20 protein-coding genes and 1 riboswitch are annotated in these 20,501 nt (G+C 72.0%); of the genes, 7 read left to right on the forward strand and 13 right to left on the reverse strand.

The annotated features are described in order from the left end of the window. The first annotated feature begins 279 nt into the window (after window positions 1–279). From ACX80N_RS06370 to ACX80N_RS06380, 3 genes are read left to right on the forward strand one after another with little or no spacing between them, the layout of a single operon-like run. The gene (locus ACX80N_RS06370; protein ID WP_105030856.1) at window positions 280–1,305 is read left to right on the forward strand and encodes a 3-oxoacyl-ACP synthase III; all 1,026 of its coding nucleotides are present in this window, start codon (window positions 280–282) and stop codon (window positions 1,303–1,305) included. Continuing rightward, complete coding sequence (locus ACX80N_RS06375; RefSeq protein WP_459338713.1) at window positions 1,299–3,920, forward strand: alpha/beta fold hydrolase; 2,622 nt, start codon at window positions 1,299–1,301, stop codon at window positions 3,918–3,920. The genes ACX80N_RS06370 and ACX80N_RS06375 overlap by 7 nt, the downstream gene beginning before the upstream one ends. Further along, window positions 3,917–4,885, forward strand: a complete 969-nt coding sequence (locus ACX80N_RS06380; RefSeq protein ID WP_459338714.1) for an NAD-dependent epimerase/dehydratase family protein — start codon at window positions 3,917–3,919, stop codon at window positions 4,883–4,885. Before ACX80N_RS06375 ends, ACX80N_RS06380 begins: the two co-directional genes overlap by 4 nt. Window positions 4,886–5,094: 209 nt before the next feature. Here the strand turns inward: ACX80N_RS06380 and ACX80N_RS06385 are convergent, their stop codons facing one another. The 6 genes from ACX80N_RS06385 to coaD form a co-directional block, all read right to left on the reverse strand. Next, complete coding sequence (locus ACX80N_RS06385) at window positions 5,095–5,937, reverse strand: C40 family peptidase (RefSeq protein WP_459338715.1); 843 nt, start codon at window positions 5,935–5,937, stop codon at window positions 5,095–5,097. Window positions 5,938–5,939: 2 nt separating this feature from the next. After that, a riboswitch (cyclic di-AMP (ydaO/yuaA leader) is annotated at window positions 5,940–6,118 on the reverse strand. A gap of 138 nt (window positions 6,119–6,256) precedes the next feature. Continuing rightward, complete coding sequence (mutM, locus tag ACX80N_RS06390) at window positions 6,257–7,219, reverse strand: bifunctional DNA-formamidopyrimidine glycosylase/DNA-(apurinic or apyrimidinic site) lyase (RefSeq protein ID WP_459338716.1); 963 nt, start codon at window positions 7,217–7,219, stop codon at window positions 6,257–6,259. Further along, on the reverse strand, window positions 7,220–7,948 hold the full coding sequence (gene rnc / locus ACX80N_RS06395; protein WP_105030861.1) for a ribonuclease III: 729 nt from the start codon (window positions 7,946–7,948) through the stop codon (window positions 7,220–7,222). It abuts the gene before it with no gap. Between the two features lie 72 nt (window positions 7,949–8,020). Further along, window positions 8,021–8,224, reverse strand: coding sequence for a 50S ribosomal protein L32 (gene rpmF / locus ACX80N_RS06400; RefSeq protein ID WP_043445822.1), 204 nt, complete (start codon window positions 8,222–8,224; stop codon window positions 8,021–8,023). A gap of 2 nt (window positions 8,225–8,226) precedes the next feature. Continuing rightward, the gene (locus tag ACX80N_RS06405; RefSeq protein WP_459338763.1) at window positions 8,227–8,793 is read right to left on the reverse strand and encodes a YceD family protein; all 567 of its coding nucleotides are present in this window, start codon (window positions 8,791–8,793) and stop codon (window positions 8,227–8,229) included. A gap of 106 nt (window positions 8,794–8,899) precedes the next feature. After that, a complete protein-coding gene (gene coaD, locus ACX80N_RS06410; RefSeq protein WP_459338717.1) occupies window positions 8,900–9,379 on the reverse strand; it encodes a pantetheine-phosphate adenylyltransferase in 480 nt (159 codons plus the stop codon). A 122-nt stretch (window positions 9,380–9,501) separates the two neighbouring features. Here coaD and ACX80N_RS06415 point away from each other — a divergent pair, with 122 nt between their 5' ends. From ACX80N_RS06415 to ACX80N_RS06430, 4 genes are all read left to right on the forward strand, one after another. Continuing rightward, window positions 9,502–10,734 carry an aminotransferase class I/II-fold pyridoxal phosphate-dependent enzyme gene (locus ACX80N_RS06415; protein ID WP_459338718.1) on the forward strand — a complete coding sequence of 411 codons (1,233 nt, stop codon included), beginning with the start codon at window positions 9,502–9,504 and terminating at the stop codon, window positions 10,732–10,734. After that, window positions 10,731–11,591: a spermidine synthase gene (locus tag ACX80N_RS06420; RefSeq protein ID WP_459338719.1), complete on the forward strand. Its 861-nt coding sequence runs from the start codon at window positions 10,731–10,733 to the stop codon at window positions 11,589–11,591. Before ACX80N_RS06415 ends, ACX80N_RS06420 begins: the two co-directional genes overlap by 4 nt. 199 nt (window positions 11,592–11,790) lie before the next feature. After that, a complete protein-coding gene (locus ACX80N_RS06425) occupies window positions 11,791–12,387 on the forward strand; it encodes a hypothetical protein (protein ID WP_459338720.1) in 597 nt (198 codons plus the stop codon). Between the two features lie 113 nt (window positions 12,388–12,500). Further along, the gene (locus ACX80N_RS06430; protein ID WP_459338721.1) at window positions 12,501–13,250 is read left to right on the forward strand and encodes a YcnI family copper-binding membrane protein; all 750 of its coding nucleotides are present in this window, start codon (window positions 12,501–12,503) and stop codon (window positions 13,248–13,250) included. 206 nt (window positions 13,251–13,456) lie between these two features. Here the strand turns inward: ACX80N_RS06430 and rsmD are convergent, their stop codons facing one another. The 7 genes from rsmD to ACX80N_RS06465 all read right to left on the reverse strand — a co-directional run bounded on the left by rsmD (window position 13,457) and on the right by ACX80N_RS06465 (window position 20,493). Further along, window positions 13,457–14,029 carry a 16S rRNA (guanine(966)-N(2))-methyltransferase RsmD gene (gene rsmD / locus ACX80N_RS06435; protein ID WP_240614997.1) on the reverse strand — a complete coding sequence of 191 codons (573 nt, stop codon included), beginning with the start codon at window positions 14,027–14,029 and terminating at the stop codon, window positions 13,457–13,459. A gap of 44 nt (window positions 14,030–14,073) precedes the next feature. Beyond that, the gene (locus ACX80N_RS06440; protein WP_459338722.1) at window positions 14,074–15,117 is read right to left on the reverse strand and encodes a sulfate/molybdate ABC transporter ATP-binding protein; all 1,044 of its coding nucleotides are present in this window, start codon (window positions 15,115–15,117) and stop codon (window positions 14,074–14,076) included. After that, window positions 15,117–15,938, reverse strand: coding sequence for an ABC transporter permease (locus ACX80N_RS06445; protein ID WP_459338723.1), 822 nt, complete (start codon window positions 15,936–15,938; stop codon window positions 15,117–15,119). Before ACX80N_RS06445 ends, ACX80N_RS06440 begins: the two co-directional genes overlap by 1 nt. A gap of 132 nt (window positions 15,939–16,070) precedes the next feature. Continuing rightward, window positions 16,071–16,883, reverse strand: a complete 813-nt coding sequence (modA, locus tag ACX80N_RS06450; RefSeq protein ID WP_459338724.1) for a molybdate ABC transporter substrate-binding protein — start codon at window positions 16,881–16,883, stop codon at window positions 16,071–16,073. A 2-nt stretch (window positions 16,884–16,885) separates the two neighbouring features. Then, window positions 16,886–17,290: a TOBE domain-containing protein gene (locus ACX80N_RS06455; protein ID WP_105031013.1), complete on the reverse strand. Its 405-nt coding sequence runs from the start codon at window positions 17,288–17,290 to the stop codon at window positions 16,886–16,888. A 39-nt stretch (window positions 17,291–17,329) separates the two neighbouring features. Next, window positions 17,330–19,534: an ATP-dependent DNA helicase RecG gene (locus ACX80N_RS06460; protein ID WP_459338764.1), complete on the reverse strand. Its 2,205-nt coding sequence runs from the start codon at window positions 19,532–19,534 to the stop codon at window positions 17,330–17,332. Window positions 19,535–19,554: 20 nt separating this feature from the next. Beyond that, entirely contained in the window at window positions 19,555–20,493 is a 939-nt protein-coding gene (locus tag ACX80N_RS06465) for a DAK2 domain-containing protein (RefSeq protein ID WP_105030871.1), read from the reverse strand. Window positions 20,494–20,501 lie beyond the last annotated feature (8 nt).

Here is a 20,501-nt window from a genome sequence, read left to right on the forward strand (position 1 = left end):
TGTTCGGATCTCCAGGTGATGTGGGACCTCCCCAATCTACTGGAACGCACCGACGGAATCGGCTACCGGTCCGGGGACCGGGGCGGTGCCGGCCCCAGTACCGGGCGGGGCACCGGGCGGGCAAGGCTGCAGGCGCCGGGGAATTTCGAAGTGACCCGCCGTCTTACTACGAAGTAGGCTTGCAAAAGTTTCAGCAGAATTCAGAAGCGTCCAGGCCGATCCATCCGTGGGTACCTTGCGGCCACGCACCGGCGCTGACACATTGACGAGGCAGGAAATTTGACCGGTAACGCGACGTTTCGACATGACAACACGGCTTTGCTCGCCGTCACGAGTGTGGAGGCGCCGGTCGTCGTCAGTTCCGCAGAGTTCGACGAACGGCTCGCCCCCAGCCTGAAGAGGCTCCGCCTCTCCAAGCGACTCCTCGAACGCGTTGCCGGCGTCACCGAGCGGCGCTGGTGGTCCCCCGGGTCCGACTTCGACGACGCCGCCATCGAGGCCGGCGCGAAGGCCATGGCCGAGGCCGGCATCGAGCCGGGTGACGTGGGGCTGCTCATCAACACCTCGGTGACGCGCCGCAACCTGGAACCGTCGGTGGCCGTGAAGATCCACCACACCCTGGGCCTGCCCTCCTCCGCCATGAACTTCGACCTCGCGAATGCGTGCCTCGGCTTCGTCAACGGCATGACCCTCGCGGCGAACATGATCGACTCCGGGCAGATCAAGTACGCCCTGATCGTGGCCGGCGAGGACGCACAGCGGACGCAGGAGGCCACCTTCCGCCGCCTGAACCGCGAGGACTCGACGCGCGCGGACTTCCTCGCCGAATTCGCGACGCTGACCCTCGGCTCCGGCGCGGCCGCCGCGGTCCTCGGGCGCGCCGATCTCCACCCGGGCTCGCACCGCATCCTCGGCGGCGTGTCCCGCGCCGGGACCCAGCACCACGAACTGTGCGTCGGCGGGATCGACGGCATGTACACCGACACCAAGGGCCTGCTCGACGGCGGCCTGGAGCTCGTGGTCACCGCGTGGCACGAGGCGCAGGCCGACGGCTGGTCGTGGGACGCCATGGACCGCTACGTCACGCACCAGGTGTCCAACTCGTACACGAACGCCATCATCAAGGCCGTGGACCTCGAGCGGGAGCGCGTGCCGATCACCTTCCCGCACTGGGGCAACGTGGGGCCGGCGTCGTTGCCCATGACGCTCGCCCAGGAGTCGCAGTCCCTGTCCCCGGGAGACCGCGTGCTGTGCCTCGGCGTGGGCTCGGGCCTGAACACCTCGATGATGGAGATTGCGTGGTAGCACTCCCCGGCGTCGATCCCTCGTGGTCGGCGTTCATCGACGTGCCCTCGACCAGCGGGGCGGACGCCCCCGAGACCAGTCATCGCTGGCACTACCTCGACAACGGGCCGGACCTCGGGGACGGCTCCGTGAAGGGCACGCTCCTGTGCGTCCACGGCAACCCCACCTGGTCCTACCTGTGGCGGAGCTTCCTCGCGGCGGGGTCCGCCGCCGGCTGGCGCGTGATCGCCGTGGACCAGCTCGACATGGGCTACTCCGCCAGGACCGGGGTCTTCCGCCGCCTCGCCCACCGCATCACCGACCTCGAGGACTTCGTCGCCGCCGTGGGGATCTCCGGTCCCGTGGTGACAGTGGGCCACGACTGGGGAGGCGTCGTCAGTCTCGGCTACGCGCACCGCAACCGCGAGGACCTCGCCGGCGTCGTCCTGACCAACACGGCGATCCACCAGGACCCCGACCGCCGCATCCCCGCCCCGCTCCGCCTCGCGCTGGCCCCCGGCGTCCACGGACTCGGCACCCGCACCACCAGTGCCTTCCTCGACGTCACGCTCGCGCTCGCGCGGCCGGCCCTGGACCCGGCCGTGCGCCGTGCCTTCCGCGATCCCTACCGCTCCGCCGCGGACCGCCAGGGCATCGCGCACTTCGTCTCGGACATCCCCGCCGCGCCGTCGCACCCGAGCTACGCTGCACTGACGGAGACGGCGGAGGGCATCCGCAGCCTGGAGGTGCCGGTGCTGATGATGTGGGGGCCTCACGACCCCGTCTTCTCGGACACCTACCTCGAGGACCTCGCCGGACGCCTCCCGCACGCGGACATCCACCGCTTCGAGCGGGCGAGCCACCTCGTGCAGGAGGACGCCGACACCGCCGCGACCGCCATGGACTGGCTCGCGGAGCGCGGCATCGGCGCAGCCGCGCCGCCCGCCGGCACCGCGCCGCCCCTCGACCCGGGCGACTACGTACCGCTGGGCCGGAGGATCGGTGACCTGGCGTCCGGCCCGGAGGGGCCCTCGACGGCCGTCGCCGAGATGACGCCCGCGGGTCCGCCGCGCACGCTGACCTGGCGCGAGCTCGACGACGACGTCGCCGCCGTCGCGGCCGGGCTGACGGCGCTCGGGTACGGCACCGGGACCCGGGTGAGCCTGCTCGTGCCGCCCGGCGTGGACCTCACCGTGCTGATCTACGCGTGCCTGCGGATCGGCGCGGTGATCGTCGTCGCGGACGCCGGCCTCGGCACCCGTGGCCTCAGCCGTGCCGTGCGGGGCGCGGCCCCCGACGTCGTGATCGGTATCGAGCGGGCCCTGCTGGCGGCCCGTGCCCTCGGCTGGCCCGGGCGCCGCATCAGCGCGGGCTCCCTCTCGCGCGCGAAGCGGACGGCCCTGCGCGTGGAGGCGTCCCTGGGCGACCTCCGCGCCGCCCGGCCCGTGCCCGCACCGCCGGAACCGCCCGCCGATGCCGACGCGGCCATCCTCTTCACCTCCGGCTCCACGGGCCCGGCCAAGGGCGTGGTCTACACCCACCGGCAGCTCTCCGCGATGCGCGACGCCGTCCAGCGAACCCTGGGACTCGGGCCGGGCACCGCGCTCGTCGCGGGGTTCGCGCCCTTCGCCCTGCTCGGACCCGCGCTCGGGGCGACGTCGGTGACCCCGGACATGGACGTGACCGCTCCCCGGACCCTGACCGCGCGGGCGCTGGCGGACGCCGCCGCCGCCATCGACGCGACGGTCGTGTTCGCCTCGCCCGCGGCGCTGCGGAACGTGCTGGCGACCTCCGGGGACCTCGGCCCGGAGGTGAGGACCGCCCTCGGCCGGATCACCCTCCTGCTCTCGGCCGGCGCCCCGATCCCCCTGCCGCTCCTCGAGTCCGTGCAGGATCTCGTGCCCGCGGCTGCACTCCACACGCCCTACGGCATGACGGAGTCGCTCCTCGTCGCCGACATCGACCTCTCCGGGCTCCGGGCTGCGGCCGCCGCGGCGGCCGCGGGCCTCGACGGTGCAGGGAACGGTGTCTGCGTGGGCCTCCCCGTCCGGGGTGCCCACGTTGCGGTCGCACCGCTGGACGGTGACGGGGCGGCCACCGGCGAGCCCACGACGGGCCACGGCGTTACCGGCGAGATCCTCGTCGACGCCCCGCACGTCAAGGACCGCTACTTCCGCCTCTGGAAGACCCAGCAGGACGCCGCCCGCATGCGTCCCTGGCACCGCACGGGCGACGTCGGGCACTTCGACGCCGAAGGACGCCTGTGGGTCGAGGGCAGGCTGGGCCACGTTCTCGTCTCCGCCGCAGGGGTGGTGACGCCCGTCGGCCTCGAGCAGGACCTGGAGACGCTCGACGGCGTCCGCCTCGCCGCCGTCGTGGGGGTGGGGCCCTCGGGTACGCAGGCTGTCGTCGCCGTCGTCGAGGGCGGGACCGCGCGCCGCCGTCCGCACCTCGCCGATGCTCACCTCGCCGCCGCCGCCCGGGCCGCTGCGGCGCGGCGCGGGGTGGACCTCGCGGCCGTCGTCGTCGTGCCCGCCCTCCCCGTGGACATCCGGCACAACGCCAAGATCGACCGTGCCCGCGTGGCCGCCTGGAGCGGCCGGTTCCTGGCCGGCGGGCGGGCCGGAACACTGTGACCGTCCTGGTGACCGGGGCCAGCGGAATGCTGGGCGGCGCGGTCGCCCGGCACCTCGTCGGCGAGGGGCACGAGGTGCGGTGCTTCCAGCGGCGGCCCTCCGGGGTCGCGGGAGCGCAGGACGTCCTCGGGTCGATCGAGGACAGGGACGCCGTCACGGCGGCTGTCCGGGGATGCACGGCCGTCGTCCATCTCGCGGCGAAGGTGTCCTTCACCGGTGCGTCCGCCGACTTCGACCGCGTCAACATCGAAGGGACGCGGTTCCTCCTCGACGCGGCGCGGGACGCCGGGACCACCGACGTCGTCCATGTGTCCTCCCCCTCGGTGGCCCACGCCGGGACCTCGCTCGTCGGCGCCGCTGCCGGCCCCGCCGATCCCGGCCGGGCACGTGGCGACTACGCGCGCTCGAAGGCCGCGGCGGAACTGCTGGCCCTGGCGCGCTCCACCCCGGCGTTCCAGGTCGCGGCCGTACGGCCGCACATCGTCTGGGGACCGGGCGACACGCAGCTCGTGGAGCGCGTGATCGACCGCGCCCGCCGCGGCCGCCTGCCGCTGCTCGACGACGGCGTCGCGCTGATCGACACCACCTACGTGGACAACGCCGCGTCGGCGATCGCGGCGTGCCTGCGGCGCATCGACGCGGCGCAGGGCCAGGCCTTCGTGGTCACCAACGGCGAGCCCCGTCCCATCGCCGAACTGATCGCCGGGATCTGCCGGGCCGGCGGCGTGGCACCGCCGTCGTGGTCGGTCCCCGGCGCCCTCGCGCGCGGCGCCGGAGCTGCGATCGAGCGCGCGTGGCTCGCCCTCGGACGCACCGAGGAGCCGCCCATGACGCGCTTCCTCGCCGAGCAGCTCTCCACGGCGCACTGGTTCGACCAGCGGCGCACCCGTACCGTGCTCCAGTGGGAGCCCACCGTAGGCATCGACGAGGGCTTCGAGCGCCTGGCGCGCCACTACCGGCGCTGAGGTCCACGACCGCGGCACGCCGGGGCGTGGACCTCAGCGGTAGCGGGAATCGCGCATGAGCCCCGGCAAGTCCCCGAACGGATCCGCCACGGACGCCGTCACGCACCCGGCGCCGGGCAGAAGGAAGGGCGGGATGCCCGGCATCCCGCCCTTCCGTGTCCTACTGTCCTGCTGCGTCCTGCCGGCACCCGTCCGTGGTGCCGGGCCGCTTAGCGGGTGTAGTACCCGTCGACGCTCATGACGTTGACGGAGTGCACCTGCGTACCCTGCGACGGGTTCAGGGCGCTGACCATCTGGCCATTACCGAGGTAGATGCCCACGTGGCTGCCGCCGTTCTGGCTCACCAGGTCACCCGGCTGGGGGTTGCCGGTGGGGCGCAGAGCGGCGAACTGGGACCACGTGGTGCGCGGCAGGCTGATCCCGTGCTGGGCGTAGACCCACTGGACGAAGCCGGAGCAGTCCCAGGCGCCGTAGGAGGTGCCGCCGAAGACGTAGCCCGAGCCGACGCCGCGCATGGCGGTCGCGGTGATGCCGCCGATCGCTGCCGCGGACTGCGTGCTGAGTCCGGTGGTGTTCCCGGCGGAGAGCGCCGGGGCTGCGACAGGGGCGGGCGCTGCGACAGCGGCGGGCGCCGCGACGATGCTCGCGGCCTGCGCCGAGTACTGCTGGGGGGCAGCGGAGCCGGCGAGAGCGATGGACTGGCCCGGGTAGATGACCGAGCTGTAGCCGAGGCCGTTGGCCGTGAAGAGGGCCTGCAGGCTCACTCCGTGGGCTGCGGCGATACTGCCGAGGGTGTCGCCGGACCGCACGGTGTAGGTGCCTGCGGCGGCGGGAGCGACGACGGCCTGCTGGGGTGCGGGGGCGACGCTGATCTCACCGGCGGCGCTGGCCGGGAGTGCTGCGCCGAGCATGAGGCCCGAGGCTGCGACGACGACGGCGGCGGGCTTGCCGGCTACCGAGGCACTCGCGGTGACGGCCCGCGATGCGGTGACGAAGGGGTTGATGCGTGTCGGGACTGCTCGGTGGCGCGCGACAGGGCTCTTCTTGGACATGCTGTTGCCTTTCCCAATGCCTACGAAGTTAGCTGTCGGGTTCGGATGGGACATCCGGACACGTACTGGCAGACCACCGCCCCCGTGCTGGTCTACACGTGTCTTTACCCCTAGGACTCGAAGGATCGAGTCCGCTATCGGTTCCCCCGCCCCTGTCGAATGGATTGTGCGAACGGTCCGTCCTCAGCGACAGGGTTAGGCAGAGAGAGGACGGGCGCCAGTCCGTTGTGAACCGGGCGCGGGCACTACGGTACGTGCTGCCGCCCCCATTGTCACGTTTGTATCACGGACCTAAATGTGCTTAGGCCGGACAGGCCCTTCAGAGCCGGGCGTTCCGCGGTCTGGGCTGGCAGTGCGGGCACAGGTAGGAGGACCGGTTCATGAAGGATTCCCTGCGGATGAGCGTCTGCCGGCCCTCGGAGGCGCACCGGCGGCAGGGCCTGCCGGCCCGGCCGTAGGCGTCCAGGTCACGCGCGAAGTAGCCGGAGGCGCCGTTGACGTTGACGTACAGCGCGTCGAAGCTCGTGCCCCCGGCGGCCAGGGCACGCGTCATGACCTCGGTGGCGGCCTCGACGATGCGGGTGGTGTCCGGGCGCCGCAGGGTGTCCGTGGGACGCGCGTAGTGGAGCCGGGCCGCCCACAGCGCCTCGTCGGCGTAGATGTTGCCGATGCCCGAGACGAGCCCCTGGTCGAGCAGGGCGCGCTTCAGGCCCGTCCTGCGCTCCCGCAGGCGCCGGTGGAAGGACTCGGCGGAGAAGGCGGGGTCGAGGAGATCGCGTGCGATGTGCGCCGCCTGGTGCGGGACGAGCGGCAGGCTCCCCTGCCCGAGGCCGCCCGGGTGGCCGTCCGCGGTGGGCTCGAGGTCGGCGAGGAACATGCCGCCGAAGATGCGCTGGTCCACGAACCGCAGCTCCGCCGGAAGCGGCATCCCGTCCTGGTCGTCCGCCGCGGAGAGCGTCAGGCGCACCTTGAGGTGTTTCTCCGGCGGGGCGGAGGACTCCTCGATGAGAAGCTGCCCGCTCATCCCGAGATGGGCCATCAGCGCCACGTGGGGGAGGCCTCCGGGACCGGCGGGGTCCTCGAGGGGCAGCCAGAGGAACTTCCCGCGCCGTACGACGTCGGCGACGCGGGCACCGGCGAGGTTGCCGATGAAGTCCTCGACACCATTCACGTGCCGGCGGAGCGAGCGGGGGTCCAGGACCTCCACGGCCTCGATGCGGCGTCCCGCCACCCAGCGCGCGAGGCCGCGGCGGACCACTTCCACCTCGGGCAGTTCGGGCACTCAGGCCCCGTCTGCCGCGTGCGACCCGGACGCACCGTCGCGGATGGCGGGGACGTCGTCGAGCAGCTTCCAGGATGCGGCGGCCGCTGCCTGCTCGGCTTCCTTCTTGGAGGGCCCGCATCCGGAACCGTATTCGACGCCACCGATCACCAGGCGGGCCGTGAACGTGCGGGCGTGGTCGGGCCCGGTGCCCTCGACCTGGTAGTCGATCATCCCGAGCCGCCGTCCGGCGGCCGCCTCCTGGATGCGGGTCTTCCAGTCGGTCCCCTCGCCGAGGACCGCGGAATCGCGCAGGAGGGGGCCGATGAGCCGCATGACCATGGCGCGCGCGGCCTCGATCCCGTGGGTGAGGTACGCGGCGCCGATGACGGCTTCCATGGTGTCCGCGAGGATGGACGCCTTGTCGCGCCCGTTCGTGAGCTTCTCCCCCTGGCCGAGCAGCACGTAGCTGCCGAGGTCGAGCGTACGGGCCACGCCCGCGAGTGCCTTGGTGCTGACCACGGCCGAGCGCCGCTTGGCGAGCTCACCCTCCGACAGCGTCGGGTTGTCGCGGTACAGGGCATCGGTGACGGAGAGGCCGAGCACCGAGTCGCCGAGGAACTCCAGGCGCTCGTTGGTCGGGATGCCGCCCCGCTCGTAGGCGTAGGACCGGTGCGTCAGGGCAAGACGAAGCGCCTCGGCATCGATATCGACACCGAGACGCCTCGAGAGTTCTTCAGTATTCTTCACAACCGCATCAGCTGATCCAGCATCGGACGGATGCCCGACGCACTGATGGGTGCGGCGGGCCGGAGTCCGGTGTCAGACGTCAGCGACCTTGCGGCCCTTGTACTCGAGGAACAGCGGAGTACCGGCGGAGTCGGTGACGACCTTGGCCTGGTGGGCGAGGCTGTAGGTGACGCGGCCGTTCTCGAGGGTCTTGACCAGCTTGGGCGCGGTTGCCTTCCACTGGGACCGGCGTGCGCGGGTATTCGCGCGGGACATCTTCCGCTTGGGGACAGCCACGGCTAACTCTTTTCTCTCTCGTCTGACTCTGACTGGGGTGCCGCGTCATTCTCAGCGGCGGTGCCTGCCAGCCCGGCGAGGGCTGACCAGCGAGGATCCAAAACTTCATGGTGGTGGTCCGGATCGTCATTGAGCCGCGCTCCGCATTCGGAGCACAGGCCCTTGCAATCCTCCCGGCACACCGGCTGAAATGGCAGTGACGTGACCACTGCATCCCTCAACACGGGTTCCAGATCGACCGAATCGCTCTCCACCCTGTGCTGTTCTTCTTCCTCTTCCACCGACAGCGACGCGGAGTCGCTGTAGAAGAAGAGTTCCTGAATGTCCACGTCACTGGTGTAGCGCAGTGGTTCCAGGCACCGGCCGCACTCGCCGGTTACTTCGACGCTTGCCGTTCCCGACACCAGGATTCCCTCGTGCACCGATTCGAAGCGCAGGTCGAGGTCCATCTCGGAACCCTCCTGCACGCCGATCAGCGCGACGCCGAAATCCTTCGGTGCCGGTACATGTTCTTCGATTGTCCGCATGCTTCCCGGACTGCGTCCGAGATCCTTGACACTGAAGGTCAGGGGCGAGCTGAGATCGCTGGTGATGGTGACTCCTGTAGAACATATGACCGACGTACCATCCTACCCTGACGGGGAGGGTTGGCCCAAAACGCGGCCGCGCCGTCGCTCAGGAGTGGTCGTCGGGCAGCAGCCGCCGCAGGACGGCGTCGGGGACGAACGGCCGGATGTCACCCCCGAGGGTCGCGACCTCCTTCAGCAGCGTGGAGGAGACGTGCGCGAAGTCGGTGCCCGTGGGCAGGAAGACGGTCTCGACGCCGGTCAGGTGCCGGTTCATGGTGGCCATGGGGATCTCGTAGTCGAAGTCCAGGCTCGAGCGCAGACCCTTCACGAGCGCCGCCGCCCCGTGGTCCCTGCAGAAATCAGCCACGAGCCCGGCCCCCATGGGGCGGACTGTGACGCCCGGCAGGTGCGCCAGGCTCTCCGTGCAGAAGGCCAGGCGCTCGTCGATCCCGAACCGGTACTTTTTCGCGTAGTTCGTCGACACCGCCACGATCACCTCGTCGAAGAGGCCCGCGGCCCGGCTGATGACCTCGATGTGTCCGTTGTGGATGGGGTCGAAGGATCCGGGGCAGACGGCGCGGCTCATGCCACCACGGTACCCAGTCCCGCGGCGGGCGGGGCGCATCGCGAACCGCCCGCTCCCGCGCGCCCTCCGGCGCGTCGTCGTCCGCTGCCCGCCCGTGGGTGGGAAGCGGCAATACTGGTGTCATGACAGCAGACGCGCGGACCGCACCCCGGGGCAGTGGCACGGCGCCGTGGACGAGGGCCGCGCTCGGCGCGAACCTGCTCGGCAGCGACGGCAGGCTCGGGATCACCATCTTCGAGGAGGTGACGGCCCTCGCGCAGGAGCACGGCGCGATCAACCTCGGCCAGGGCTTCCCCGACGAGGACGGTCCGCAGGAGATCCTGGACGCCGCGCGCTCGGCCATCGCCGACGGCGCCAACCAGTACGCCCCCGGCCAGGGACTCCCTGTCCTGCGCTCCGCGATCGCCGCGCACCAGGAACGGTTCTACGGACTGACGGTGGACCCGCAGACCGAGGTGATCGTCAGCACGGGTGCCACCGAGTCCATCGCCGCCGCCATCCTCGCGTTCGCGGGGCCCGGCGACGAGGTGCTGACGTTCGAGCCCTTCTACGACTCCTACGGCGCCGTGATCGGACTCTCCGGCGCCACCCATACCACGGCACCGCTGCGCGCACCCGACTTCCAGCCGGACGCCGCGAGCCTGGAGGCCGCCTTCAGCGAGCGTACGCGGATCGTCGTCGTCAACAACCCCCACAACCCCACGGGCAGCGTCTTCACCCGGGCGGCGCTGGAGCTGATCGTGCGGCTCGCCGAGCGGCATGGCGCCATCATCGTGACCGACGAGGTGTACGAGCACCTGACCTTCGGGGTCCCGCACATCCCGGTCGCCACCCTTCCGGGGGCTGCGGATCGTACCCTCACGATCTCCTCGGCCGGCAAGACCTTCTCGGTGACCGGATGGAAGGTGGGCTGGCTCAGCGGGCCGGCCGAGCTCGTGGCCCAGGTGCGCACCGTCAAGACCTTCCTGACCTACACCTCGGGGACGCCCTTCCAGGGCGCCGTCGCCCTGGGCCTCGGACTGCCCGACGCATTCTTCACCTCGGCGGCCGCCACCCTGCGGAGGAAGCGGGACCTGCTCGGCGAGGGGCTGCGCGCCGCGGGGTTCGACGTCTTCGAACCCGAGGGCACATTCTTCACCACGGTCGATGCCGCTCCGCTGGGCGTCGAGGACGCCACAGACCTCGCACGGCGCCTGCCGTCCCTGATCGGTGTCGCCGCCATCCCCGTGGCGATGTTCTGCCACGAGGAGGGCGCCGAACGCACGCGCTCACTGCTGCGCTTCGCCTTCTGCAAGAGGTTCGACGTCATCGAGGAGGGCGCACTCCGCCTCGGCGCCCTGCGGGAGCGCGTGTGACCGAGGCGCCCCGCCCGGCCCGCGGTGCGGAGCACGGCACCCCCGTCGGGCCCGACACGGACGACGCGGACGACGCGGAGGTGCCCACGCGCTGGCTGCCGGTGACGGGGGCCTACGCGGAGCTCGACGAGGACGCCTACATCGAGGGCGCCCTGATCCTTAGCATCGGGGGCGCGCAGCAGTCGCACGTGGACCTGCTCCACCCCGAACGGGTCTTCTACGAGTACCTCCAGCGCATCTGCAACGTGATCGACCTCGTGGCGGAGCCCGGCGCGCCCGTGCGGGTCCTGCACCTCGGGGCGGGGGCGCTCACCCTCGTCCGGTACGTCCAGGCGACCCGGCCCGGATCGTTCCAGATCGCCGTCGACCTCGAACGGGACCTGATCGACTTCGTCCTCGAGGCGATGCCGCTCCCGGACGGCACCATCTGCGAGATCGTCGTCGGCGACGCGTCCGACGCCGTCCTCGAGCAGCCGGACGACGCCTTCGACGTCGTCGTGCTCGACATCTTCGCCGGAGCCGACGCGCCAGCCCACCTCACCTCCCCCGAGTACGCCGCGCACCTGCTGCGGGTCTGCGGGGAGGACGGCGTGGTCCTGGTGAACGTCGGCGACGACCCTCCCCTGGCCTTCGCCCGAGCACAGAGCCGCCAGCTCGCGGCACTGGCCGGCGCGACGGCGGTGCTGACCGAGGCCGGGATGGTGGACGGCGGGCAGGCCGGCAATGTCATCGTCGCCGCGCGGCGCGATCCCTGGCCCGCAGGATGGACGCGTGCGCTGCTCGCAGCGGGACCGCATCCGGCCGCGGTCCTCACAGGCACGGAGCTCGCGGCGTTCCACAGGCTGCCTCCGCAGTAGTGCTCGGGAGCTGCTCCCGTGCACAGGGGACCGGAGCGCGGGCTTGTCGAGCAGGCTCACGGGTCGCGGTGCCCTGCCGCCGTGCAGCACGGCGCCCATCCGGCCGGCCCACCCGTCCGAAGTACTCGCACGCCGGCGGTCCACGCTTCGGCGGTACCCTGTGAGGACAGCGCGGGACGATTCGAGGGAGGAGACACGGATGGCTGCGGCCCACCCCTATCTCCGGTCGATCGTCCTCGTCTCGCTGATCCTCTCGGTCTCCTCCGCGTCCCACGTCCTCGCTGCAGGGCATCTTCCGGCCCCGGGCGTGATGCTCCTGCTCGGTGCCCTCCTCCTGATCCCGACGATGCTGCTCACCCGGACCACGGTCTCGTTCCGTACCGGTCTGCTGGCGATGGGAGCAGGACAGCTCCTGCTGCACACCCTGTTCGGGATGACCGCCGTGCCGGCCGTGTGCGAGAGCTCATCGGTGAACCCCGGGCACCACGCCGCCTTCGAACTGGCCTGCTCCCCGGTCCCGGAGCAGCTGGGCGAGGCAGCCGGAGGTCCGCTGATGGCCCTGCTGCACGTGGTGGCCACGGTCGTCCTCGCTCTCGCTGTCACCCGCAGTGACCAGGCCCTCGCCCTCCTCGGCGCCTGGCTCCAGCCTCTCCTTCGCGCTCCGGCCGTGGTTCCCCCCGCGACGCCCCTGCGCCGTACCGTTTCCGCCGGACCGGCGCCTGTCGCGCCGCTGCCCGTCCATGCCTCCGTGCCCACCCTGCGGGGTCCGCCGGCCCTGGAAGCGCTGCCCGCCTGACCCGGACTCCTCGAGGGGATCCCCGGTGGTCGGCAGGCGCTGCCCGGACCACCTCCCACTGCTCCCGTCCCTTCCGCCATCGCGGCACGGAGCACACCCCGAAAGGCACTTCCATGACCAGCTCACCCAAGCGCGCCCTCACCACCGGCGCCGTCGCCCTCACCACTGCCGGACTGATGGCCCTGGGCCTCGGCGCAGCCAGCGCCCACGTCACCGTCGCCCCCGCCTCCACCACCGAGGACAGCTACTCGCAGCTCACCTTCAGCGTGCCCAACGAGTCCGAGACCGCGGCCACGAACAAGCTCGAGGTGACGCTTCCCACCGGGCAGCCGTTCACCTCGGTCCGCGTCAAGCCGGTGGAGGGCTGGACGGCCGAGGTGGTGTCCGGCGCACTGCCGGAACCCGTCACCACGGACGACGGCGCCACCCTCACGGAGGCGCCGCTGTCCGTCGTCTGGACCGCCGAGCCGGGCGCCGAGATCTCCCAGCAGCAGTACCAGACGTTCTCCATCTCCGTCGGACGCCTCCCCGAGGCGGGCTCCACCGTGATGCTTCCCGCCACGCAGTCCTACACCGACGGTGACGTCGTCGCATGGGATCAGGAGACCGTTGAGGGCGGGGAGGAGCCCGACAAGCCGGCGCCGTCCTTCGTGACGACCGCCGCGGTGGAGGGCGAGGATGCACACGGCGGCCACACGGCTACCGATACCGCCGAGACCGCCGAGGCGATCGACGCCGAGCAGGCCGCGACCAGCACCGACACGGGCTCCTCGTCCGCCGTCGGGTGGGTGGGCCTGGTAGCCGGCCTGCTCGGTCTGGCCGCGGGCGTGACCGCGCTGGCCAGGACGGGTCGGAAGGCATAACCGCCTGGGTCACGGGTGCGGTGCCGACGTCCGGGCCGGCACCGCACCCGCTCATCGCACCCTCCCCGATCCGCACCGCCCTCCGGCAGCGAGCCGGGCGCGCCTCCGCCGCAGGTGCCGGAGGGCGATGGGTGCGCCGGCGGGAAGCACGCCCTGCGGGAGGAACCTGCGGTAGCCGCCCCGCATCGGTCGGTGATCCTGCCGGGTCAGGCGACCGCCGGCTCCAGGAACCAGAGGCGTGTCTCCCCGTACTTCTTGTCGGAGAAACGCTCCAGCCAGGCCGGCCACGCCGGCTCCGGCGAGCGCGCGGACCGTTCGACGACGACGACGGCCCCCTCGGCGAGTCTCGACTCGAGGGCTGCCAGCACGGCGAGCACCCCGTCCTCCCCCACGGTGTACGGCGGATCCATGAGGACGAGGTCCCAGGTCAGTTCCGGCGCCACGCGCTCGAGGTACGTCTCCACCTTGGACCGGTGCACGCGTACGGCGGTCCAGCCGAGCACGCGGTTCACGAGGTCGGCGTTGCGCTGGGCGACGGCCGCGGCGCGGTCGGCCGACTCCACGAGGTCAACCGTGGCGGCGCCGCGGCTCGCGCTCTCGACGCCGAGTGAGCCCGAGCCGGCGTAGAGGTCCAGGACGTGCGCCCCCTGCACCACGCCGTAGGACTCGAGACTCGAGAAGAGGGCCTCCTTCACGCGGTCGGTCGTGGGACGTGTGCCGTTCCCGTCGACGCTGGTGAGGGTCGAGCCGCCCGCGGCTCCGGCGATGATGCGCGTCATGCGTCCGACTCTATCGTCCGGCCGCCGCTTCCCCGACCGCCGTTCTACAGCGGGTAGATGCTCGCGTCCTCGTGCCGGAAGCCCACGAACAGCCGCGTCCCGGGGGCGATCCCGAGGGCGACGACGGTCGCCGGGGTGACGTCCGCCGCCAGGCCGGCGCCGTGCACGCGCACCACGTCGCCGCGGTGTTCGACGTCGTCGATCTCCACCTCGAGGCCGCTGACCCCCGCGGGTGCCGTGGTGGACCGCGACACGGACACACTGCCGGGACGGACCGTGAGGGCGAGCCGCCGGCCTGTCGGGAACACCTCGGCCGATGGCGTGACCAGCCCGTTGTCCGCCGTGAACCCCGCCGCCGTGGCACGTCCGGGCAGGAGGTTCAGGCCGGCCAGGCGGGCCCCGAACGCCGTGACGGGCCGGGTGAGTACCCCGGCGGTGGCGCCGGACTCGACGATCCTGCCGCCGTCGAGGATGAGCACGCGGTCCGCGAGCAGGAAGGCGTCGAGCGGGTCGTGCGTGACGATGATGGCCGAGCGTCCCGCGAGGACGTCCCGGAGCAGGGCACGGACCGCCGGGGCGACCGCGACGTCGAGGGCTGCGAGCGGCTCGTCCAGCAGGAGCAGCGCGGGGTCGGCCGCGAGGGCGCGCGCGATCGCCACCCGCTGGGCCTGTCCCCCCGACAGCTGCGCGGGCCTGCGGCGCGCGAGGTCCTCGGCCCCGACCCGCTCGAGCCAGCGCAGGGCGCTGGTGCGTGCGGCGGCTCGGTGGTCGCCCCGGCTGCGCGGCCCGAACGCGACATTCTCCAGCGCCGTGAGGTGCGGGAACAGGAGCGCCTCCTGCGCCAGGAGGGCGACGCCCCGGTGGCGCGGCTCGGTGAGCACGCGGCGGCCGGCACCGGCGTCGAACAGGACGGCACCGTCCAGGTGGGCCCGGCCGGCCGTGGGCGCGAGCAGCCCCGCCACGAGGTTGAGCAGCGTCGACTTCCCGGCCCCGTTGGGTCCGAGGACGGCGAGGGTCTCGCCGACCGCCAGCTCGAACGAGACGTCGAATCCCCGGTCGGCGAGGGTCGCCGCGAAGGTGAGGCCCATCAGCGGGTTCGGTCCTGGACGCGCGGCGGTGCCGGTGTGCCGCTCCCGAGGGGCCGGACGCGGTGCCCGACACCGACGACGGCGACAGCCACCACCACGAGGACGAGCGAGAGCGCCACGGCCGCATCCGGGTCCGTCTCCCGCTGGAGGTACACCTCGAGCGGAAGCGTCCTCGTGGTGCCCTGCAGGCTCCCCGCGAAGGTCAGCGTTGCGCCGAACTCCCCCAGTGCGCGGGCGAAGGACAGCACGGCCCCGGAGACGAGGGCCGGCAGGACCAGGGGCAGCGTGATGCGCCGGAGCACCGTCCACCGTCCGGCGCCCAGCGTGGCGCCCACGGCTTCGTACCGCGTCCCGACCGACCGCAGGGCGCCCTCGAGGCTGAGCACGAGGAACGGCAGCGCGACGAAGGCCTGCGACATCACCACGGCGGTCGTCGAGAACGCGATGTCGACACCCAGGGCGTCCAGGCTGCTGCCGAGGAGCCCGCGCCGCCCGAAGGTGTACAGCAGGGCGATCCCGCCGACCACGGGCGGGAGCACCAGCGGCAGCAGCACGAGCGACCGCACGAGCCGCTGCCCCCGGAACGAGGTCCGCGCGAGGACCAGGGCCATGGGCACACCCACGAGGACGCACAGCGCCGTCGCCGTCAGCGAGGTCCGCAGGCTGAGCAGCAGCGCGGCCTGCGCGCTGTCCGAGGTGATGAGGGGGACGAAGCGCGGCCAGTCCACCCGCAGTGTCATCGCCACGAGGGGCAGCACCACGAACAGGCCGCCGACGACGGCGAGGGCCACCACCCAGCGAGGAAGGACGGCCGCGTTCATGGTCTGGTCCGGCCGGCCGGAGCGCTCGCCGCGGAGACCGGCCGCGACGTCGGACCGGGCCCGAGCACCACGGTTCCTTCCGGGCGTCGAGGGGCGCGGCCGGCGTCCTCGGGCGCATACCCGCCGGGGGCGTCAGGGCGCACCGAAACCCGCCGCCCCGAGCACGGCCCGCCCGAAGGGTCCGGAGGCGAAGTCCACGAAGGCCTGCGCCGTCGCCGGGTCGGCGCTGTCGGCCAGGGCCGCGACGGGGTAGGTGGTGACGGCGGCGGCAGCTTCCGGGACCTCGATGCCGCGGACGGCGTCCCCTGCCGCCCGCACGTCCGTGACGTACACGAGACCGGCGTCGGCCTCGCCCGAGGTGACCTTGCCCAGCACGTCGGTGACGGAGGACTCCTCGCTCACGGGCATCAGGTCCACCCCGGCGGCCTGTTCGACCCTCGCCGCCGCTGCACCGCACGGGACCTGCACGGCGCAGACCACGGTCTTCACGCCGGGTCCTGCCGCGTCCGCGAGCGAGGTGATCCCGGCGGGGTTGTCCGCCGGGACGGCGAGCTGCAGGGTGTTGCTGGCGAAGTCGACGGGTTCGCCTGCCAGCAGGCCGGCATCCCCGGCCTTCCCCATGGTCGCCGCGTCCGCACTGGCGAGGACATCGGCCGGCGCTCCCTCGGTGATCTGCGTGACGAGGTCCGAGGAGCCCGCGAAGTTCAGGGAGACCTCCGTGCCCGGGTAGGCCTGCTCGAATGCGCCGGCCAGCTCGGTGAAGGAGTCCTTCAGCGAGGCGGCCGCGAAGACGGTGATGCTGCCGTCGATCGTGTCGCCCCCGGCGTCGTCCGGCGTGCTGGTCCCGCAGGCCGTCGTCGCCAGGACGACGGCGAGTGCCAGGGCGCGGGCGGGAGCCCTGGCGGGGGTGCCGGGCCGGTGCCGGCTCGAACGGCGGTTCGCCATGGTCAGGCCTTCCCGGCAGGGGTCTCGACGATGACGGTGGTGGCCTTGACGACGGCGATCGCGATGGACCCCTTCTCCAGGCCGAGGTCGCGGACGGCCTCGCTGCTCATGAGGGACACCACGCGGTGGGGGCCGCACTGGAGCTCCACCTGCGCCATGACGGTGTCCATGACGATATCGGTGACGATGCCCACGAACCGGTTGCGGGCGGACCGGCCGATGTCCGACGGGTCCCCCGGCAGGACGGCGTTGCGCTGTGCGAGCCGGGCGAGTTCGAGGGCATCGACGACGGCCTTGCCCGAGGCGTCCCTTGCGCTCGCGAGGATGCCCCCGTCGATCCAGCGACGGACGGTGTCGTCACTGACGCCGAGGTACCGCGCTGCGTCTGCGATCCGTAACTGCGTCATGGAAAGCATGCTATCTCCTCAGAAGCGGCGTCAGAGGCGCTAGCCCTTCTCGAGGAAGGCTTCCTTCTCGGGGTTCAGGTACAGCTCGATGGCGAGCGCGAGCCCGGGGTAGTCGTGCAGGTCCGGGTCCGGGGCCACGGTGTCCTGGGCGTCGGCACGTGCCTTCTCGATGACCTTGCCGTGCTGCGTGATCTTGAGGAACCGCAGTGCCGAGCGGCCGCCGGACTGCGAGGCACCGAGGATGTTCCCCTCGCGCCGGAGCTCGAGGTCCTTCTGAGAGAGCTCGAACCCGTCCGTGGTCGCCGCGACGGCGGACAGGCGCTCACGGCTCGGGTGCTCGGGCTCGAGCTTCGTCACCAGGAGGCACGTCCCCGCGTGCCCGCCACGGCCGATCCTGCCGCGCAGCTGGTGGAGCTGCGAGATACCGAAGCGGTCGGCGTCCATGATGACCATGAGGGTGGCGTTGGGGACGTCGACACCGACCTCGATCACGGTCGTCGCGATGAGCAGCTGCACGCTGCCGTCGGCGAAGCGCGCCATGACGTCCGCCTTGTCCTGCGGATCCATGCGCCCGTGCAGCATCCCGCTGGTGACCCCCTGCAGCTGCGGCACCGAGCCCAGGGACTCGAAGAGGCCCACGACGCTGGTCAGCTCCTGCTGGCCCCCGGCCTTGCGGTCCGCCGGCGCTTCCCCGTAGAGCACCTCCGGTGCGTCGTCGTCGGCCTTGCCGTCGTCGCCGATCTTGGGGCACACCACGTACACCTGCCGGCCGGCGTCGATCTCCTCGCGCGCCCTGGACCAGATCCGGTCGATCCAGGCCGGGTGCTCGCTGAGACCCACCTCGTGCGTGGCGATCGGCGAGCGCCCGGCGGGCAGCTCGGACAGCGTGGAGGTCTCGAGGTCACCGAACACCGTCATCGCGACGGTCCGCGGGATCGGTGTGGCCGTCATGACCAGCACGTGGGGCGAGGTCCGGGCCTTGGTGCGCAGCGAGTCCCGCTGCTCCACCCCGAAGCGGTGCTGCTCGTCCACGACGATCAGTCCGAGGTCGAAGAACTCCACGTTGTCGGACAGGAGTGCGTGGGTCCCGATGACGATCCCGGCGTCCCCCGACGCCGCGTCCAGGAGCGATCGCTTGCGCTGCGCGGTGGACATGGACCCGGTGAGCAGCACCACCCGCGTCCCGTCCAGGGCACCTCCGAGCATGCCCCCCTCGGCGAGCGGGCCGAGGGTACGGGTGATGGACTGCAGGTGCTGTGCCGCGAGCACCTCGGTGGGAGCGAGCAGTGCTGCCTGCCCGCCGGCGTCGATGACCTGCAGCATGGCACGCAGCGCCACGAGGGTCTTCCCGGACCCCACCTCGCCCTGCAGCAGGCGGTTCATGGGGTGGTCGCGCGCGAGGTCCGCGGCGAGGGTACGGCCGACGTCCAGCTGTCCCTGCGTGAGGGTGAACGGCAGCCGTGCGTCGAACTGCGCGAGGAGCCCGTCCTCGCGCGGCGGGCGAGCCGTCGCCTCCTCCCGCGCGGCGAGCGCACGGCGGCGGGCGAGGGCCGCCTGCAGCACGAACGCCTCCTGATAGCGCAGGCGGTGCTGCGCACGGTAGGTGTCCTCGATCTGCAGGGGACGGTGCACGAGCTCGTAGGCCGTCGCGAGGCTCATGAGCTTGTCGCGTCGGGCGATGGACGCCGGCACCGGGTCGTCCAGGTCGGTCAGTCGCAGGGTGTCGAGGACGATCCCCACCGCCCTGCCGATGCTGTCGCTGTCGAGCTTGTCGACCGCGGGGTACACCGGGATGGGGCGGTCGACGTCCTCCGGGTCGGTGTCGTCGTCGAGCAGCGAGTACCGAGGGTTGTTCAGGGTCAGCTGACCGCGGTAGACGGTGACCTTGCCGGAGAACATGGCGCGGACCCCCGGCTTGAGCTCGCGTTCGGCCCGGAAGCCGTTGAAGTAGGTCAGGTGCATGCCGCCCAGGCCGCCGTCGTCGTCGTCGGTGATCACGACGTCGAGCAGGCTGCCCTTGCGCGTCTGCATCCTCCGCGACCGGGCGGACTGGACGCGCGCGATCAGGGTGACGTCCTCGTCCACGGGCACGTCGGAGATCGGTGTCAGCTCGCCGCGCTTGAGGTAGGTCCGCGGGAAGTGGTTGAGCAGTTCGCCGACGGTGGTGATGCCGAAGTACTTGGCCAGCGGCTTCGCGACCGGCCCGAGGTGCCTGTCGAGCGATGCGTCGAGCTCCGACGCCACGGCCCGCGCCGTTCCGGGAGTCACCGGCTGACGTCCCCTACCGGTGGGGCGGCGAGCTGCGTCACCGAGATGTTGACGGGGGAACCCGCCTCGTGGATGAGGGCCAGGGCGGGTGCGGCGTCGGGCACGTGCACGTGGACGCGCCAGCGGTAGCCCTCCTCCACCTCGGTCACGGCGCTCATGATCACCGAGTCGCCGATCTCGTCGAGGTGCAGGCGCAGGGTCGCGGCGTCGAGCGGGCTGAGGTTGATGGTGCACATGACCTCGACGCCGTCGGCGTCCCCGCCATTGTGGATGTGGGGTGCCTGGATGTCGTATCCGTGCAGACCGTCGATGAGCTCGTCCTGCAGTTCCTCGCCGAGCGCGGCGGCACGGAGTGCGTCGAGGATCAGGAGGAAGCCCACGCCTCCGGCATCCACCACCTGCGCGTCGGTGAGCGGTCCGAGTTGGCTCTCGGTGCGCACCACGGCGTGAAGGGCGTGCTGGACGGAGGCCCGCAGTGTGAAGGCCAGCGCGGAGTTGCTGTCGTCGCCCGCATGCTCCGCGGCGGCTTCCGCCGCTGCACGCGCGCTGGCCTCGAGGACGGAGAGCATGGTGCCGGGCACCGGGTCGCTGAGGGCGGACCAGCTGCGGATCTGCGCCCGGTGCAGCGCCGACGCCAGCAGGGTGCTGGTGAGTCGGGTGACCCCGTGGAGCGGCTCGGCGAAGGCGGCCAGGAAAACGGCGAAGAGGGTGCCGGAGTTCCCGCGGGCGTCCTCCATGGCCCCGCGGCCCGCGACGCTGAGCAGGTCGCCGAGGTCCGAGGTGTCGGTGTCCTGGACCGCGCCTGCTGCGGACCGGACGGTCTGGTAGAGGTTGGTACCGGTGTCGCCGTCGGCCACCGGGAAGATGTTGATGGCGTTCAGGCGGTCGCTGTGGTTGCCGAGGGACTCTTCTGCCCTGCCCAGCCAACGCTTCATCGCAACAG

It is taken from the genome of Arthrobacter sp. MDT2-16 (assembly GCF_054510925.1).